Raw genomic sequence first — 16,020 nt, 5'->3', positions numbered from 1 at the left:
TAGAAAAATTACTTCCTCTCCGCCTTTAACGCAATATAAACCATCATAACCAAAATCAGCGTTGCGCCAAACCATTGAAACGATCCAAACGGTTCCTTTAACCATAAAACTGTTGCGAGAACAGCAGTCAGTGGCTCGATATTACCAAGGAGACTTGTTTCTTTAGCGTTTAAGGTTTTCAAGCTTTCAATGTAAAACCAAAACGCCAGCATCGTCCCGAAAATGATGACAATTACTAAGTAAAGGATTGTAGTGCCAGTCCAACTGGATACATCCACATCCCAAGGCGCTTTAAAGAAGCTCATAGTTACTCCTGCAAGAAACATTGCCCAGCCGACCACAACGAGTGAATCAAAGCGTCTTAATAGTTGAATTGCATAAAGTGTGTAGAACGCTAATGTGACTCCAGATAATAATCCCCAAATAATGGCGGGTAACGGAACAGCCAGTGCGGATAAAGAGCCATTCGTTAATAAGAAGAAACTACCGCCAAGTGCAAGTATGATGGTAACTGCATCTTTTTTCGTGAATTTGGATTGCCCGCGTAGTACGACCCACACGATAATCATGACAGGCGCTAAATATTGTAGTAATGTAGCGACCGCGGCATTGCCTTCTTTTATGGAAGCCATATATGTATACTGTACCGCAAGCATGCCGAAAACTGCGAAAATGACCAGTCGTAGCGCGGAAGATTTGTCCTGCCAAATGTGAATAATTTGTTTGCGGTCTTTAAAAATTGCTTGCGTAAGTAGTAGCAGAATTCCTGCAATGACAAGGCGTGTTGACACAAGCCAGCCGACATCAATCCCTAGTGAAAATAGCTGCTGCGTCACCGTTCCGCCAATTCCCCAGAAAAAACTGCCCGCTACAACAAGTAAAAATCCAATCAATCTTTTATTTTTCATGATATACCTCGAATTATGTATGATATTCACATTGTAACGAATTTATATACAAAATACTATGTCCCTTTTGTCCCTTGATTTCTCTATATAGTTTGTAAATGGAAACTTAGGAGGAATCATATGTTAACAATTAGTGCAGGGCATTACGGGAAAGGTACAGGGGCTAAGGATTTAATCGATGAAGGGGAGGAAGTCATATTTGTTGTAAAGGAACTTGCCAAACGATTAAAAAGTGCGCAAATACACACAAATATCATAATTGATCAACAGTCCAAAAATCAGCAACAAAATTTAGCGTATTTAGTGAAGGTACACAATAAAACAAATCGAAAACTAGATGTCAGCATCCATTTTAATGCGGTACGTGCAAAAACGACAGCTGCCATTGGAACCGAAGTGCTCTATGTAAATCCCGCGATTCTACCACTTGCCAAAAAAATGAGCGCGGCCATTTCAAATGCTGGTGGCTTTAAAAATCGCGGGGCAAAACGTCGTACCGATTTAGCCATATTAAATAAAACGACCGCGCCCGCCATTTTAATCGAAATTTGTTTTGTCAATTCTACTAAGGATATATTGCTATATCACAATAACCAATTTGAAATTTTTGATGCAATTGTGCAAGTTTTGCTAGGATTTGTATAACCAACGATAGGGTTTGTTACAAGTTGGTTGCACGTTAATAGTCTGAAATTACATCGAGTTACTTATTGTTTCTAGATGAATTATTTTTAGCCTTTTTACCTTGCTGATGCAGTTCATCAAATTCTTTGGCAATTTCTTCTCTCACTTTGTTCGGCGCAATTTTTAGGTTTTTCGGTGTTTGAGGTAATGATTGCTTATTCGTGCCTTTACTTTTACTATCGTCTCTTCCCATACGAATTCTCCTTTCAACTAGGTTCATTCTTAATATGGCATCAGAACGATTTTTTATCACAAAAAATAAATACAGGCACAAAATGTTGATTGTACAACGTTTTGTGCCTGTTTTTTGTGTCTAAAAGTGGAGAAAATAAAATAGAAAATTTGGTTGCAAAATCCATTGCTTCTGCATATAGTTTCTCTAAGGAAACATTTTGTTGTGTATAAAAATTTAATTCGCAAAGGAAAAGGAGTGTTAAAGAGTGAAAAAATTGGTAGGTGTTTTAGGGCTTGGACTTCTTTTATTACTAGCTGCTTGTAATGGGGAAGGTGACAATGCAGATTCAAAGGAAAAGGAAGGGATAGTAGTAGCAACGACTGGTCAAATTGCGGATGCTGTCAAAATAATTGGTGGTGAGCATTTACAAGTAACCAATCTTATGGGACCAGGTGTAGATCCTCATTTATACAAGGCGACACAAAGCGATGTAAGTAAACTGGATAAAGCAGAGGTTATTTTCTATAACGGTTTACATTTAGAAGGGCAAATGCAAGATATCTTTAATAAAATGGCAGAGCAAAAAACAGTAACAGCTGTTGCTGAAAGTATTGAAATGAGTAAGCTACTTGCTGATGAAGCAGATTCCACTTTACATGACCCACACGTATGGTTTGATATTGAGCTATGGAAAGAAGTAGTTAAAACGATTGGGAAAACGTTAGTCGAAGAGTATCCAGAGCATAAAGAAGATTTTGAAGCAAATAAAGAAGCATATTTAGTGGAGTTAGATGAATTAAATCAATATGCGAAAAAAAGAATTGAAGAAATTCCAGCTACGCAACGTATTTTAGTGACAGCGCATGATGCATTTAATTATTTCGGTAAAAGCCAAGGTTTTGAAGTAACCGGATTACAAGGCTTAAGTACGGAATCGGAGTACGGAGTAAAAGACGTACAAAATATGGTTTCGTTCTTAGTTCAAAATAATATTAAAGCGATTTTTGTTGAATCCAGTGTTTCTGATAAAGCTTTACAGGCCGTTATTGAGGGGGCGAAAGAGAAGGGGATTGAGGTAACAATTGGTGGCGAATTATTCTCTGATGCAATGGGTGCTGAAGGGACAGAAGAAGGTACATACATCGGTATGTATAAGCACAATGTAGACACGATTGTAAATGCATTAAGGTAGGTGAATGCTATGGAAGCATTAAAAGTAGAGAACTTGGCGGTGGCTTATGATAAGAAAAAGGTTTTACAAAATGTAAATATATCTGTTCCAACGGGTCATTTAACGGCCATTATTGGACCAAATGGAGCAGGGAAATCTACATTATTAAAGGCTATTTTAAATCAACTTCCAAATAAAGTTGGTCGTGTGGAAATCTTAGGTAAAGTTTTTTCTCCTAAAAGTTTAATTGTTGGATATGTGCCACAGCGAAATGCAGTCGATTGGGATTTCCCAACGACTGCTATCGACATCGTATTAATGGGGCGTTATGGGCACCGAGGATTATTTAAACGTATTACAAACGAAGATAAAAAACAGGCATTAGCAGCGCTCACAAGTGTAGGGATGCAAGATTTTGCAGAACGTTCAATTGGGCAGCTTTCAGGTGGGCAACAACAACGGGTGTTTCTAGCACGTGCGCTTGCACAAAATGCAGAAGTCTATTTTTTAGATGAACCGTTTGCAGGTGTAGATGCAGCAACTGAAAAAACGATTATAGATATTTTAAAACGCTTAAAGGCAGAAGGTAAAAGTATTTTTGTTGTGCATCATGATTTACAAACCGTAAAAGATTATTTTGATTACACCATTTTATTAAATAAAACGATTATTACATCAGGTGCTACCGAAGACGTATTTACGGTAGATCAATTACAAAAAACCTATGGTGGCAAACTTTTGCTGATGAATACATTGTAAGGAGGGCACCATGTTAACTGGAAATATATTATGGATATTACTCGGGACAATGCTATTAGGTGTTGCAACAGGTATTACGGGTACGTTTTCCTTTTTACAAAAGCAAAGTTTAGTCGGAGATGCAGCTGCACATGCGGCATTACCGGGTATAGCCCTTGCCTTTTTAATAACAGGTCAAAAAGATTTACCTATTTTAATGATTGGTGCAGCGATGACAGCTGCTTTATCTGTTTACTGTATTCAATGGATCGTCACGTATTCAAAATTACAAGCCGATACAGCAATTGGGCTCGTGTTATCAGTCTTCTTTGGGATAGGGATTGTACTATTAACAATTGTAAATCGAAGTCCTTTAGGCAATCAAAGTGGATTAAATGATTTTATATTTGGTAAAGCAGCTGCCATGACAAGGGCCGATTTAACTTGGTTATTTATTAGTGCTGCGATCATTATTGTTGTAAGTATTTGTTTTTATAAAGAATGGAAGCTGATGATTTTTGATCCTGTTTATGCAAAAGGGATTGGCTTACCAGTTGAAGCATTAAAAGCTGTATTAACAAGCTTAATTGTTTTAACAATTGTGACAGGCATTCAAGCAGTAGGTGTTATCTTAATGTCCGCTTTATTGATTATTCCAGCAGCGACTGCAAAGCTCTGGACGAAACGTTTATCAACGATGCTTTTGTTAAGTGCTTTTATTGGTGGGATGTCGGGCGTATTTGGCACATTAATTAGTTCTGTACGTACAGGATTATCTACAGGGCCTATCATCGTATTATTTGCCGCTGTTTTGTTCTTTTTATCTTACATTATTAGCCCAAGTACAGGGCAATTGAGCAAATATATAAGAAAGAAAAAATTCAGGGTGAGTAGTTATGATTGAGTTTTGGATTGTTTTGACGGGTATATTAGTCGGGGTTACGTGTGGATTAGCAGGTGTGTTTTTAATTTTAAGGAAATTGGCAATGATTGCTGATGCGATTAGTCACACCGTTCTATTTGGTATGGTCATGGCATTTATCATTACACAATCTTTAAGCGGCATTTGGATGTTAGTAGGAGCAGCAATCGCAGGGATTCTAACAACCTATATTGTGCAAGTATTACAAGCTTCGGGTATTCAAAAGGATGCAGCTATAGGTGTAACATTTACTTCATTATTTGCATTAGGGGTATTACTCATTACGTTATTTGCAGCCAATGTACATTTAGATGTTGAGCATGTGTTGATGGGCGAAATAGCATTTGTTCCATGGGATACGTGGACTATTTTTTCATTGACGATGCCAAAAGCCGTTTGGATGCTAGGTATTGTACTATTCATCAATATAGTGTTCCTAGTTCTTCTCTATAAAGAATTGAAATTGACAACATTTGATCCTGTTTATGCAGCGACGATTGGGTTGCCAGTGGTGTTGATTCATTATAGCTTTATGACGACGATATCATTGACGACCGTTTCATCATTTGATAGTGTGGGAGCAATCCTTGTTATTGCTATGTTAATAGGACCAGCTGCAACGGCCTATTTAATTAGTCGTTCCATTACGCAAATGTTTTTATGGAGCATGAGCTTCGGTGTAATGGCAGCAGTATTTGGCTATTATGTAGCTAAATACTTGGATACATCGATTTCAGGGATGATGGCAACAGCAGTCGGTTTCATTTTTATTGTTGTATTCGTGATAGACAAATTTAGACAAAAGCAAATAAAGAAATCAATAGATTTATAGAATTATACAAATCCCGGTTATTTTAAATGACCGGTTTTTTAAATTTCAAAAGGTATTTTGCAGTTCCTAGCTTTTTAATTATATAAAAAAAATTTTTTCTCCTTTGTTTTGTTGTATAGCTCCTCATTTGGGGAATAAGGAAAACAAAAGGCTTCTATAAACACAAAGGAGAGTCCATATGGAACTGCTAATTTTCATTATTACATTACTTGTTTTATTATTAATAACAAATTTTATATCGAGCTTTATATCTTTTATACCGATTGCACTTATTCAAATTGCTGTAGGAATCATATTTAATTTAGCAGTACAGGATTTTTCCATTGAAGTAGAATCTGAATGGTTTTTGCTGTTGTTTATCGCACCATTACTCTATTATGACGGTGCACATTTTCCCCGCAATCAATTGTGGAAGTTACGGTTGCCGATTTTAGGGAATGCCATTATTCTCGTATTGCTTACGACCCTTGTAGGTGGGGTGTTTGTGCATTGGCTTATACCTTCTATTCCGTTAGCAGCAGCCTTTGCCTTAATGGCAATCTTATCTCCAACGGACCCGGTGGCTGTAAATGGAATTGCTAAGCGCGTCCAAATCCCAGAACGTATTATGAATGTCGTACGTGGTGAGTCGTTAATTAATGATGCATCAGGCTTAGTCGCTTTTAAATATGCAGTGGCTGCAATTGTTACAGGTTATTTTTCCATTCAATTAGCTATTGGAGATTTCCTGTACACGTTTTTTGTAGGGGGAATTATCGGAGCAATCGGGGCAATGTTAATATTTTTATTACGCTTTAGTATACGTAAATTCCCGAATATTGACGTGACGTTTTATGTACTGATTCAGCTTCTTACGCCATTTATCTTGTATTTAGTTTCAGAAGAGCTATTTCATGCTTCGGGTGTAATTGCTGTTGTGGCAGGGGGCATTTTATCGGCCATTTTTAATGAAAAAACAGAGCATCTTGTGGCACAAGAGCAGATCTTAACGGATAATCTATGGTCCATTTTAACGTTCACACTAAATGGCGTCATTTTCCTTTTGTTAGGTCTCATTTTACCTACAGCAACGAAAACAGTATTTACAAGCCATGAATTTCCGAATGACCTGTTATCTCTATACGTACTTGTTATAGGAATTGCGGTATTACTAATCCGACTCATTTGGACAATGATATTTAATCAGCTCGATTATCGGCTATTTAAAAATCCTGAAAAAGTGTACTTTAAAGATGAAGTTTTAACTACACTTGTCGGAGTTCGCGGGACAATTACAATGGTCGGAATTTTATCGTTACCTCTTGCTATGAATAGCGGCGACTCTTTTCCTGAACGTCAATTGCTCATATTTTTAGCTGCTGGCGTTATTTTATTTACATTAATTATTGCAACAATTTTCTTGCCATTATTAAGTGAACCGACTAAGGACAAAGATATAAAGTTAGTTGAGGAAAAGCGGAAAATGATACACCAGGCCATATTATCAATTCGTGCTAATATGAATGATGAAAATGCCGTGGCTGCACTTCAGCTAATCAAACAGTATAATGTAATGCTTTTAAACGTGGACCGACAACAAGGTGAAAAAAACCTTCAAAATCAGCGGCTACAAGCATTACAAATGCGGAAATTAGGTTTGCAGCTAGAGGGATTTTATACGGAAAAGTATTTAACGGAAAAAAATATTGACCCATCAATTCGTTCTGAACTGGAATACAAGTTCAAGGAAAAGATGAAAGGTTTCAATACCAATCCTTTTACAATCCTATTGAAACAATTCCGTTCTATGATCCATCAGCGGAATATTGACAAACTTTCACCTGACATGTTGCACCAAATCAAAATAGGAGAGAGCGAACTAAATAATTATGTTACGGCTTCAATTGTCGAGCATATGAAAAATAATCCAGACATTTCATTAGATATTGCGAATAGGTTAATAATTTATTATCAACACCTCCAAAAAGCTTATCAAAATGAAGATCAACTAGATAGGGAACAGCAAATAGAGGATTTATCATTTATAGCAATTGAAGCACAGCGCGGATTAATCAATGATTGGTACCGTGAAGGTGAAATTACAAACGAAGTAGCGAGAGAATTAAAACGATTTTTGATTTCATTAGAAAGCATTATTCTTATGGAACAAGAGGAATAAGAAATAAACGGACTATCATAACATTGTTCTACAGCCCAGCCAACTGATTCCAAATTGAATTAGTTGGCTTTTGTGTGCTTGGCATGTGCATGAACTAGAGGGTGCAAGTCGCGAACCCACGATAAGCCTTTATGGTACTTTAATTTTATGGAAAAAAAGTTTATAATTAACATTATTAATAATCTTAAAATAGGAATGCATTTGTTGGCAAGAAGACGATATTAAGGGTGTGCTTTTTATGTAGCATCAATTGTCAAATCAGGCAAGTAACTTTATATAATGCATTCAATTAATCGAGGAGTTTACATATGAAAAATAAAATTATTCCGATTATCATTGCTGTAATTGTTATTTTTGGAACTCAGTATCTTTGGGAACAATATCAAACGCAACAATTAATGAATGAAATTAAAGATATGGAATTTGTAAATAGAAATGATATTGCTAAATTAGTAGTAGCTTCTTATCCATCAATGAATTCTTATTCGACATGGGATAAAACGATTATAAACGAAGCCATTAATGCACTAGCAAAGCTTGAAGTGGAAAATACGCGTAAATTTAAAGAAAGTAATACTTATTATAAAGTAAAACTTTCAGACGATGAGAACTTTAAAGCATTAACCTACACGTTTTATGATAATAATTTTGTGAAAAAAGAGGACTTGGTAGGTTACATCGGTTCCACACAATATTTTAAAACCGAAGATACATTATTCGGAGATATGTTTTACCCACTTTTAGAAGCTGAATTGAATAAATAGAAAGTGTGAAAACTGACCGCAGTGTTCGTTGTTGGAGATACTGGTATGTGTTTGGTAGTAATCGCTAAACCTCTCTTTTAAATTGAATTTGTCTGATTTTTAAATAAATTATTTTAGTGAGGGGGTACTAATATGTTTTATCGTAGAAAATATTATGTTGTAAAGAATGAATTTGTAGGTACATTTAATAAGCACTTTAATGAAACTAATTTGCCTAATCAATTAAGCCACGGTAGTCGTCTAATTGGTAGATGGATGAAAGCAAACGATGATAATACTACAGAAATATTTGCTATTTGGGAATATGATAATTATGAGACTTATATTGAAATTGAAAATAAAATTAAAGCAGATGTCAATCATGTAAATAAAATTAAAAAATGGTATGACGAAAATGGTGGGAGAGAACATGTTCTATCGAAATACATATTACAAGTTAAAAATGAAAAATTGATTTCTACTGTAATTAACTCATTTTGATGATACTTTCTCGCGCCCGATTCTTTATCGTACACTTGACATTTTAAAAATTTCCAGTTACCATTATTTTCAATAAAAGCATACAAATTCGTTGATGAGAAAAAGTAGTAGTTCAATTTGTTCTACAGAGAGCCGGCATTATGGTGCAAGTCGGTGTGCAAATGTACTATGAAAATCCTCTCTGAGAAGATTAGCTGAACTAAAGTAAGCTAATTCGGATGTCTACCGTTAATAAGAACACGTATGATTGTACGTTGCTAAGTGCTATTGGTCGGTTTTTCAATAGAATTAGGGTGGTATCGCGGTTAACCCCGTCCCTTTACTTGGGACGGGGTTTTTGTATGCCTTTTATACAATAAGTATAGGAGGAATGGATATGCAAGACGATGTAAAGAGAGAAACGACCGTAGAAAGAGAAAGTAGGATTCAAAAGTTTTGGAGTAACGAAAATATTTTTGCGCACTCTGTTGACAATCGAAAAGATCACCCTACATTCGTATTTTATGAAGGACCGCCAACTGCAAATGGTTTACCACACGTAGGACATGCACTAGGTAGAACAATTAAAGATGTAGTTGCTCGCTATAAAACAATGCAAGGGTTTCAAGTTGAAAGAAAAGCAGGATGGGATACACATGGTTTACCTGTCGAGCTAGGAGTTGAAAAAGAGTTGGGTATCTCTGGTAAACAAGAGGTTGAAAAGTATGGTGTCCAACCGTTTATCGAGAAATGCAAAGAAAGTGTATTTAAGTATGAACTAAAGTGGAGAGCATTCACAGATCAATTAGGTTATTGGGTTAATATGGATAATCCTTATTTGACATTGAGTAATGACTATATAGAATCCGTATGGAATATTTTAAGTCATGTTCATAAAGATGGACGCTTGTATAAGGGGCATCGTGTATCTCCATATTGTCCAAGTTGTCAAACTTCCCTAAGTTCTCATGAAGTTGCACAGGGTTATAAAGATGTAAAAGACTTATCTGCTACTGTGAAGTTTAAAGTTCAGGGAAAGGAGGAGTATTTTCTTGGATGGACAACAACGCCGTGGACATTACCTGCAAATGTTGCATTAGCGATGAATGAAACCATATCATATGCGAGGGTTTTGAAAGATGGAGAAGTTTATATTGTTGCCAAATCCTTAATAGAAAAGCTTTTCCAGGGGGAAGTGGAGATAATCTCTGAACATACTGGTGCAGACTTTGAAGGAGTTCGCTACGAAGCACCATTTCAATATGTTCAAGTAGAGAGAGGACATGAGGTTGTACTTGCAGACTATGTAACAGAATTAAGTGGGACGGGCATTGTTCATATCGCACCAGCTTATGGTGAAGACGATTACAGAACTGTACAACAAAATGAATTATCATTTATAAACGTGGTAGATTCAAAAGGATGCTATACAGCTGAAGTGTCAGAGTTAAAAGGTAGATTCGTTAAAGATTGTGATGTAGAGATTATTAAATTGTTGGCAGAAAAACAGCTTCTGTTCTCGAAAGAAAAATATGAGCATAGTTATCCTCATTGCTGGCGTTGTGATTCGCCACTACTTTATTACGCGACAGATAGTTGGTTTATCAACATGTCGGCGTTAAGGGATGAGTTGATTGAAAATAATAATCAGGTAAATTGGTATCCAGACCATATAAAACAAGGACGCTTTGGTAAATTTTTAGAAAATGTAGTGGATTGGAATATTAGTCGAAACCGCTATTGGGGAACGCCTTTAAATATTTGGATTTGTGAAGACTGTGGTCATGAAGAAGCGCCGAAAAGTATAGAGGCATTAAAAGATTTAGTTAAACAACCATTTAATACGGATCTCGAGCTACACAAACCATATATCGATGAAATTACTTGTGAATGTCCAATCTGTCAAAGTGAGATGAAACGTACGCCAGAAGTAATTGACGTTTGGTTTGATAGCGGTTCAATGCCGTTTGCACAATATCACTATCCATTTGAAAATGATGAAAAGTTTAAACAACAATTTCCAGCAGATGTTGTCATCGAAGGAATTGATCAAACAAGAGGATTCTTTTATAGTCTCTTAGCTGTATCGACATTATTCACTGGCAAAGCCCCTTATAAAAATGTGTTATCTCTAGGCCATGTTTTAGATGAAAATGGTCAAAAAATGTCTAAAAGCAAAGGGAATGCATTGGATCCAGTAGAATTAATGGAACAGTACGGAGCAGATGCACTTCGCTGGTCATTACTTGTTGATAGTTCGCCTTGGAATCCGAAACGATTTGCAAAACGTAATGTACAAGAAGCGAAGTCGAAATTAATTGATACATTAGACAATACATTTAAGTTTTATCAGCTATATGCCGAAATTGACCAATTTACGTATAATTCAGCACATGTAGGAGAACGCTCGACGTTAGATCAATGGATTCTTTCAAGATTGCATAAGACGATTCAAAAAGTGACGAACTTCATGGAGGAATATCAATTTACACAAGCATCTAGAGAAATTGCTCAGTTAGTAGAAGAGCTTAGTAATTGGTACATCCGCCGTTCTAGAAATCGCTTTTGGGCAAATGGCATGAGTGCAGATAAGATTGCAGCTTTCAGCACATTACATGAAGTATTATCAAATATTAGTTTATTGTTAGCTCCGTTTACGCCTTATATAGCAGAAGATATCTATCAACAGTTACATGGAGAAAGTGTTCATCTTCAGGATTATCCAAGCGTGAATGAAAGTTTAATAAACAATCAATTAGAATTTGAAATGCAACATGTACTGTCTGTCGTTGAATTAGGACGAAGTATACGTAATGAAAAAGCCATCAAGGTAAAGCAACCACTTGCAAATTTATATATTTCTACGAAGTCATCACATCAAAATTACCTTGTTTATAAAGAAATTATTGAACAAGAGTTAAATGTAAAAAGTGTACAGTGGGTGAGCAATTTCAAAGAGTATGAAACCATTCAGTATACATTAAACTTTAAAAAGGCTGGTGCTGCTTTTGGTAAAACGGTAAACAAAATGAAGGAAATTGTTTTACATTTAACGAGCGAAGAAAAGCAGCAATTAGAGCAACAGCAGTCACTTGAGGTATTAATAGATGGTCAAAATGTAACATTAACGATGGAACATCTTATAAAACATTCAATTGTAGATGAACGATTTGCATTAAATGAAGATGGTGAATGTCGTGTGTTATTAGATCTTGTCATCACAGATGATTTGAAAAAAGAAGGCCAAATGAGAGAGTTAATTCGTGCCATTCAGGATGCAAGAAAGCAATGGAACCTTCCTGTAAATGAATATATCGCAATAAGTATTGTTTCAGATGAGGGGACAATTAAATGGTTAAAGGATTATGAAACCTTTTTGAATCAAAATGTACTTCTACAGGGAGTACAATATCAAGTTGAATATGATACAAATAAAAAAATATCGCTTAGATTATTCGATGAACAAGTTTCAATTTATTTAATAGAGCAATAAAATTTTTAAAGAGATGAAAATGTTCGGGTACTTACACAATAAAGCAAGGCTAAACTACAAATTCGCAATATAAACAGCAAATAAAGAGGCTGGGACATAAGTAAAAAATTTAAAGAAATAAGCAAAATATTATGATGAAAAAATGATAAATCGAAAATTGATTGGAATGGAGGGTCGACTCCTGGGGAATAGCGTGACGCCTGAGTCTACAGGCTCAGGCCACGCCCCCGGAAAGCGTACCCGGAATGGAAATCAATTTTCTTGCGACGAAAAAATAGCATTTTTCTCACAGAGAAAAATGCTATTTTTGGGTTTTGTCCCAGCCTCTATTTATGTGTTTAATTCTTATTTTGTACCAGACAACTGAACGGGTTATTAATAGAAGTAATGGTTCATTTTTTAGATATTTTCTTGTATCGTTTCATTTGTAGACTCCGGATAGTATAGTTCCTTACGTAAACACACATCTTTATGTTGCAAATTCTCGCCTTTGAAACGAAGCCATATTTCATCGTCTGCCATGACACCATGTGTTTTTTGGACAATGCCCCAACGATTATATGCTTGCATGCCAAGACTTTCGAGCAATTCATTGGCATTGGCACGTGTTGGTGGGAAAGTGCGCCACTTGAGCCATTTTTCAAGTTCCTCTAATGTTATATGTCCCTCCATATTCGGTGAAAACTGCTTATTGAAATCATCAATATAGTTAATGACGTACGGTGTGCCACCATTAGAGGGCTTTAAATCTACACTAGCAATTACATCATCCATCCACATGACATCAAATTTCATGTAATCAATCATTTATTTCACTTCTTTCAAAGAAAAGATGTTTTAGATTTGGTTCGTTTAACTGAGATAGTAATACTTGCTTTGCTCGTCCAAAATCAATTGTACTCGTCTCTAGTGTTGCAATTAATTTTAATTTATCAATAAATGCTGGTCCTTTATAAAGAGTTACTTGTTTGGAAAAGGATGAGTTAAATGGTTTTGCCTTTACTTTACGTTTTAATATCGTTATAGGTTTACCCAAAATGTAGTCCTTTTCATCAGATAATAAGCTTAAACCATTATCAAAAATTGGTGCAAGCTTCCATTCCTTTTCAAGCGGATCATATAAGAACAATATGTTATTCGTATGTCGGTCCTCATTTAAAATAATCGCATCAAAGGCAAGTAGGCGAGCGATTTCTAAACGTACATTTAGTCCAGTAAAGTCCTGTACTAGCTGCATGATTTGCTCAAATTTTTCATGCGTAGAAAGAGATTTATCATTAAGAATTGGATCCGTCGATGTAAAGTTGGCTTCAAATAGACGTTCAAGCGTAACTTCTTGCAATTTCCCTCTGAAATCATAAGAATAACAGCCAATAGAAGTTTCTCCATAAGGCACAACAATTTTACAGGGATAGTACTTTACATAATCTTTTTCTTGTAATGTAGAGCAAGCTAATACAAGTGAAGCAAGCACTTCAGCTTGACCTTCATAGCCAAGTGTATTTTGCTTAACCCACTTATCACCTATACGCCATTTGGATTGGTCACCTTTACTAGAAGTACTTATAATCCGAATGGCATCAGTTGGTATATGAATTTTTTTCATGCTTCTCACGTCCAATAAATTTGTTATGTTTATTATATCGTTTTGGGTAAGGAAGTACATATTATAAAGCAATTAAAATATGATTTATGTACCGGGCGCAAAAATAATTCAATGATGTTTGTGCTCGGTACATTCTATTACTCATTCATTCTTTTTCTAGCAGTATTCGTTGCTGGAGATACTGGTATATGTTCGGTAGCTATTGCTAAACCTGATTTCGGCATATTCACATACATCGCTTCAGAGGCACCTTTTCCGATTTGATACGTTTCGTGAAAAACACCGACACTTCCATTATCTTTAACCTTTTGATTGTATGCTTTCCACGCAGCAGCATGGTTTTTTCCATGAGCATAGTTGATTAAATCATTGAAACTTTTCCAGTATTGAATAAGGACAACCTTTCTCCAACTGAAGAAAAATTCAGTGTGTAAGAAGCCCCATTGTGGGTGTTGGTACAATTCTTTAATCATTGGCCCCATCGCTTTAAACACCGGTAACCACTTCCAAAATTTGAACAGGTCATTAATCCGCATCCCAATCATAAAAACAACAAATTCTTGATCCTTGGAATTGGCGATATGTCTGCCGTTGAAAATTTTCGCTCTTATAATAAAATCTCCTTATTATATAAAAGTAGGCTATGTAAGCTTGTATGCAAGATTTTATTCAAAGATTCCATTTTTACTCATTTGGAAACGTTATTTTGAGTACTCGTACGATTATGATTCCTAATAAAAAAAGCCATATGTAATTCTTCATAGATAAAATCTTCTTTTGGTTAGATATTAGAAACTACATACTGTTGCTTTATTCAACTTTTTATTTCAATAAAATACTTGTTGTTTCCTCGATGAAATCATCAATCTTTTCTGCATTCGCAATGCCAGCTTCGATACGATTATAACGGAAGGCGCGAATAATCGAAAACAGGTGGGGCAATGCATGCAATTCTTCGTCAGTTAGCGGACGCACCTTTTTGTAATACTCCATAAATAGTTGAAAGCGTTCATCTGAAGGCAATTGTCCAGTATAAGGAACGTGCCAGCAAGAATAGATTCCCACAGCCACGCATTCATTAACTAAAACTTCGTCGCCAGCCAAATTAAAATCAAAAAGGGCGACCATTCGTTCATTATCAAACCGCATATTGTAATAACAAAAGTCACCCTGGGTAGCTGCTTTTGGAAGTGACGGCCACAGCGTTACTAATTGGTTCCTAGCGTCCAAATATAATTTTTTAATACTTGCAAAATGAGCGTTATGTTGAAAAGCTTCTTCAAAATCACGGAAGGAGAGCTCATTTTCATCATAATCACCAATTGCTAAAGTCTTATTGCCACCGAACATCGACCAAGAAGTGGCTTTATTGAGTCTGATTTTGTTATGTAAACTAAACTTGTGCATTTTCCCTAGATTAGCAGCGATTTCTTTTAGATGTCCATCGGTTAATGCATTGATTTCTGAACCAGCTGTTAATTTTTCTTCAAGTGTTAAAATATAGTCCGCGTATAAAACAGTGTAACGTTCATCAACTGATTTGATATAAAGAGGGGTAGGGAAAATCGTGTTAAGCTGATTCGCAAACTGACAATTGTGCTCCGCACTGTCTAAGTTCGTTTTTTCGCCTTTTAGAATATATAGTTGTTCATTAGTGCCTTGCAATTCATAAATGATTTTATCAGCGTTTCGAATTTCAGTTATATCCTCCTTAAATAATTTGCTCCATGTATGTTGGACGTATTGAATAAGTGTATTCATATCAATGTTAGGCATATATAATAAGGCTCCACCCTTCGTAAATTGTAAGTGTTTTTTATTTTACAACTTCTTTAAAAATGTGCTCTAGAGAGAATATTATTGTGAGGAGTTGGTTTTTTGGTTGATCTATTGGATAATTTCTCTATTATTATAGACATTTCAAAAAAATTAAAAGAGAAAGAAAACTAAATCCATTTGAATTTTCAATTTATATCATTATAAGGATTGCCATTTTTCTTTGCGACAGGAAGTTATCTACTTTTGTTTTTGGATAAAAACTTCGGCTAAAAATATAAAACGAACGAAAAGATTTTTTGAATATGCTTAAGGCAACAGAGGGGCCCGGACA

Annotated in this window: 15 protein-coding genes and 1 other annotated feature; of the genes, 9 read left to right on the top strand and 6 right to left on the bottom strand. The window is 35.7% G+C overall.

Going from position 1 to position 16,020, the window contains the following annotated elements:
• Nucleotides 1-8: 8 nt before the first annotated feature.
• On the bottom strand, nucleotides 9-908 hold the full coding sequence (locus DCE79_RS10785; RefSeq protein ID WP_108713059.1) for an EamA family transporter: 900 nt from the start codon (nucleotides 906-908) through the stop codon (nucleotides 9-11).
• Between the two features lie 120 nt (nucleotides 909-1,028).
• On the opposite strand from DCE79_RS10785, the gene DCE79_RS10780 reads away from it, so the two are divergent.
• Complete coding sequence (locus DCE79_RS10780) at nucleotides 1,029-1,553, top strand: N-acetylmuramoyl-L-alanine amidase (protein WP_108713058.1); 525 nt, start codon at nucleotides 1,029-1,031, stop codon at nucleotides 1,551-1,553.
• Between the two features lie 58 nt (nucleotides 1,554-1,611).
• Here DCE79_RS10780 and DCE79_RS18640 read toward each other — a convergent pair whose 3' ends face one another.
• Complete coding sequence (locus DCE79_RS18640) at nucleotides 1,612-1,785, bottom strand: YfhD family protein (RefSeq protein ID WP_168214718.1); 174 nt, start codon at nucleotides 1,783-1,785, stop codon at nucleotides 1,612-1,614.
• A 247-nt stretch (nucleotides 1,786-2,032) separates the two neighbouring features.
• On the opposite strand from DCE79_RS18640, the gene DCE79_RS10775 reads away from it, so the two are divergent.
• The 8 genes from DCE79_RS10775 (at nucleotide 2,033) to ileS (ending at nucleotide 12,304) form a co-directional block, all read left to right on the top strand.
• On the top strand, nucleotides 2,033-2,959 hold the full coding sequence (locus DCE79_RS10775; protein WP_108713057.1) for a metal ABC transporter solute-binding protein, Zn/Mn family: 927 nt from the start codon (nucleotides 2,033-2,035) through the stop codon (nucleotides 2,957-2,959).
• A gap of 9 nt (nucleotides 2,960-2,968) precedes the next feature.
• Nucleotides 2,969-3,697 (top strand): metal ABC transporter ATP-binding protein, encoded by a 729-nt coding sequence (locus DCE79_RS10770; protein ID WP_108713056.1) that lies wholly within the window; start codon nucleotides 2,969-2,971, stop codon nucleotides 3,695-3,697.
• Nucleotides 3,698-3,707: 10 nt separating this feature from the next.
• Nucleotides 3,708-4,580, top strand: coding sequence for a metal ABC transporter permease (locus DCE79_RS10765; RefSeq protein ID WP_108713055.1), 873 nt, complete (start codon nucleotides 3,708-3,710; stop codon nucleotides 4,578-4,580).
• A complete protein-coding gene (locus DCE79_RS10760) occupies nucleotides 4,573-5,430 on the top strand; it encodes a metal ABC transporter permease (RefSeq protein ID WP_108713054.1) in 858 nt (285 codons plus the stop codon). The genes DCE79_RS10765 and DCE79_RS10760 overlap by 8 nt, the downstream gene beginning before the upstream one ends.
• Before the next feature lie 178 nt (nucleotides 5,431-5,608).
• A complete protein-coding gene (locus DCE79_RS10755; RefSeq protein WP_108713053.1) occupies nucleotides 5,609-7,588 on the top strand; it encodes a cation:proton antiporter in 1,980 nt (659 codons plus the stop codon).
• 308 nt (nucleotides 7,589-7,896) lie between these two features.
• Nucleotides 7,897-8,352 (top strand): hypothetical protein, encoded by a 456-nt coding sequence (locus tag DCE79_RS10750; protein ID WP_108713052.1) that lies wholly within the window; start codon nucleotides 7,897-7,899, stop codon nucleotides 8,350-8,352.
• 132 nt (nucleotides 8,353-8,484) lie between these two features.
• A complete protein-coding gene (locus DCE79_RS10745; protein WP_108713051.1) occupies nucleotides 8,485-8,832 on the top strand; it encodes an NIPSNAP family protein in 348 nt (115 codons plus the stop codon).
• A gap of 82 nt (nucleotides 8,833-8,914) precedes the next feature.
• Nucleotides 8,915-9,154, top strand: a binding site (T-box leader).
• Nucleotides 9,155-9,208: 54 nt separating this feature from the next.
• Entirely contained in the window at nucleotides 9,209-12,304 is a 3,096-nt protein-coding gene (ileS, locus tag DCE79_RS10740) for an isoleucine--tRNA ligase (RefSeq protein WP_108713050.1), read from the top strand.
• Between the two features lie 399 nt (nucleotides 12,305-12,703).
• Here the strand turns inward: ileS and DCE79_RS10735 are convergent, their stop codons facing one another.
• The 4 genes from DCE79_RS10735 to DCE79_RS10720 form a co-directional block, all read right to left on the bottom strand.
• Nucleotides 12,704-13,111 carry a hypothetical protein gene (locus DCE79_RS10735; RefSeq protein WP_108713049.1) on the bottom strand — a complete coding sequence of 136 codons (408 nt, stop codon included), beginning with the start codon at nucleotides 13,109-13,111 and terminating at the stop codon, nucleotides 12,704-12,706.
• Entirely contained in the window at nucleotides 13,104-13,910 is an 807-nt protein-coding gene (locus DCE79_RS10730) for a HipA domain-containing protein (RefSeq protein WP_108713048.1), read from the bottom strand. Before DCE79_RS10730 ends, DCE79_RS10735 begins: the two co-directional genes overlap by 8 nt.
• Nucleotides 13,911-14,047: 137 nt before the next feature.
• Nucleotides 14,048-14,521 (bottom strand): DUF4188 domain-containing protein, encoded by a 474-nt coding sequence (locus DCE79_RS10725; RefSeq protein WP_108713047.1) that lies wholly within the window; start codon nucleotides 14,519-14,521, stop codon nucleotides 14,048-14,050.
• Nucleotides 14,522-14,732: 211 nt separating this feature from the next.
• Nucleotides 14,733-15,686 carry a protein kinase family protein gene (locus DCE79_RS10720; protein WP_108713046.1) on the bottom strand — a complete coding sequence of 318 codons (954 nt, stop codon included), beginning with the start codon at nucleotides 15,684-15,686 and terminating at the stop codon, nucleotides 14,733-14,735.
• Nucleotides 15,687-16,020 lie beyond the last annotated feature (334 nt).

The sequence above is a fragment of the Lysinibacillus sp. 2017 genome (assembly GCF_003073375.1).
Lineage (GTDB): Bacteria > Bacillota > Bacilli > Bacillales_A > Planococcaceae > Solibacillus.
Note: the sequence above shows the minus strand (reverse complement) of the source record. Positions and strands in the feature narration are given on the sequence as shown.

What these genes read in the sequence shown, in the direction of transcription:
- DCE79_RS10785 (WP_108713059.1), bottom strand. Translation starts at nt 908, where the DNA reads ATGAAAAATAAAAGATTGATTGGATTTTTACTTGTTGTAGCGGGCAGT.
- DCE79_RS10780 (WP_108713058.1), top strand. Translation starts at nt 1,029, where the DNA reads ATGTTAACAATTAGTGCAGGGCATTACGGGAAAGGTACAGGGGCTAAG.
- DCE79_RS18640 (WP_168214718.1), bottom strand. Translation starts at nt 1,785, where the DNA reads ATGGGAAGAGACGATAGTAAAAGTAAAGGCACGAATAAGCAATCATTA.
- DCE79_RS10770 (WP_108713056.1), top strand. Translation starts at nt 2,969, where the DNA reads ATGGAAGCATTAAAAGTAGAGAACTTGGCGGTGGCTTATGATAAGAAA.
- DCE79_RS10765 (WP_108713055.1), top strand. Translation starts at nt 3,708, where the DNA reads ATGTTAACTGGAAATATATTATGGATATTACTCGGGACAATGCTATTA.
- DCE79_RS10760 (WP_108713054.1), top strand. Translation starts at nt 4,573, where the DNA reads ATGATTGAGTTTTGGATTGTTTTGACGGGTATATTAGTCGGGGTTACG.
- DCE79_RS10755 (WP_108713053.1), top strand. Translation starts at nt 5,609, where the DNA reads ATGGAACTGCTAATTTTCATTATTACATTACTTGTTTTATTATTAATA.
- DCE79_RS10750 (WP_108713052.1), top strand. Translation starts at nt 7,897, where the DNA reads ATGAAAAATAAAATTATTCCGATTATCATTGCTGTAATTGTTATTTTT.
- DCE79_RS10745 (WP_108713051.1), top strand. Translation starts at nt 8,485, where the DNA reads ATGTTTTATCGTAGAAAATATTATGTTGTAAAGAATGAATTTGTAGGT.
- ileS (WP_108713050.1), top strand. Translation starts at nt 9,209, where the DNA reads ATGCAAGACGATGTAAAGAGAGAAACGACCGTAGAAAGAGAAAGTAGG.
- DCE79_RS10735 (WP_108713049.1), bottom strand. Translation starts at nt 13,111, where the DNA reads ATGATTGATTACATGAAATTTGATGTCATGTGGATGGATGATGTAATT.
- DCE79_RS10730 (WP_108713048.1), bottom strand. Translation starts at nt 13,910, where the DNA reads ATGAAAAAAATTCATATACCAACTGATGCCATTCGGATTATAAGTACT.
- DCE79_RS10720 (WP_108713046.1), bottom strand. Translation starts at nt 15,686, where the DNA reads ATGCCTAACATTGATATGAATACACTTATTCAATACGTCCAACATACA.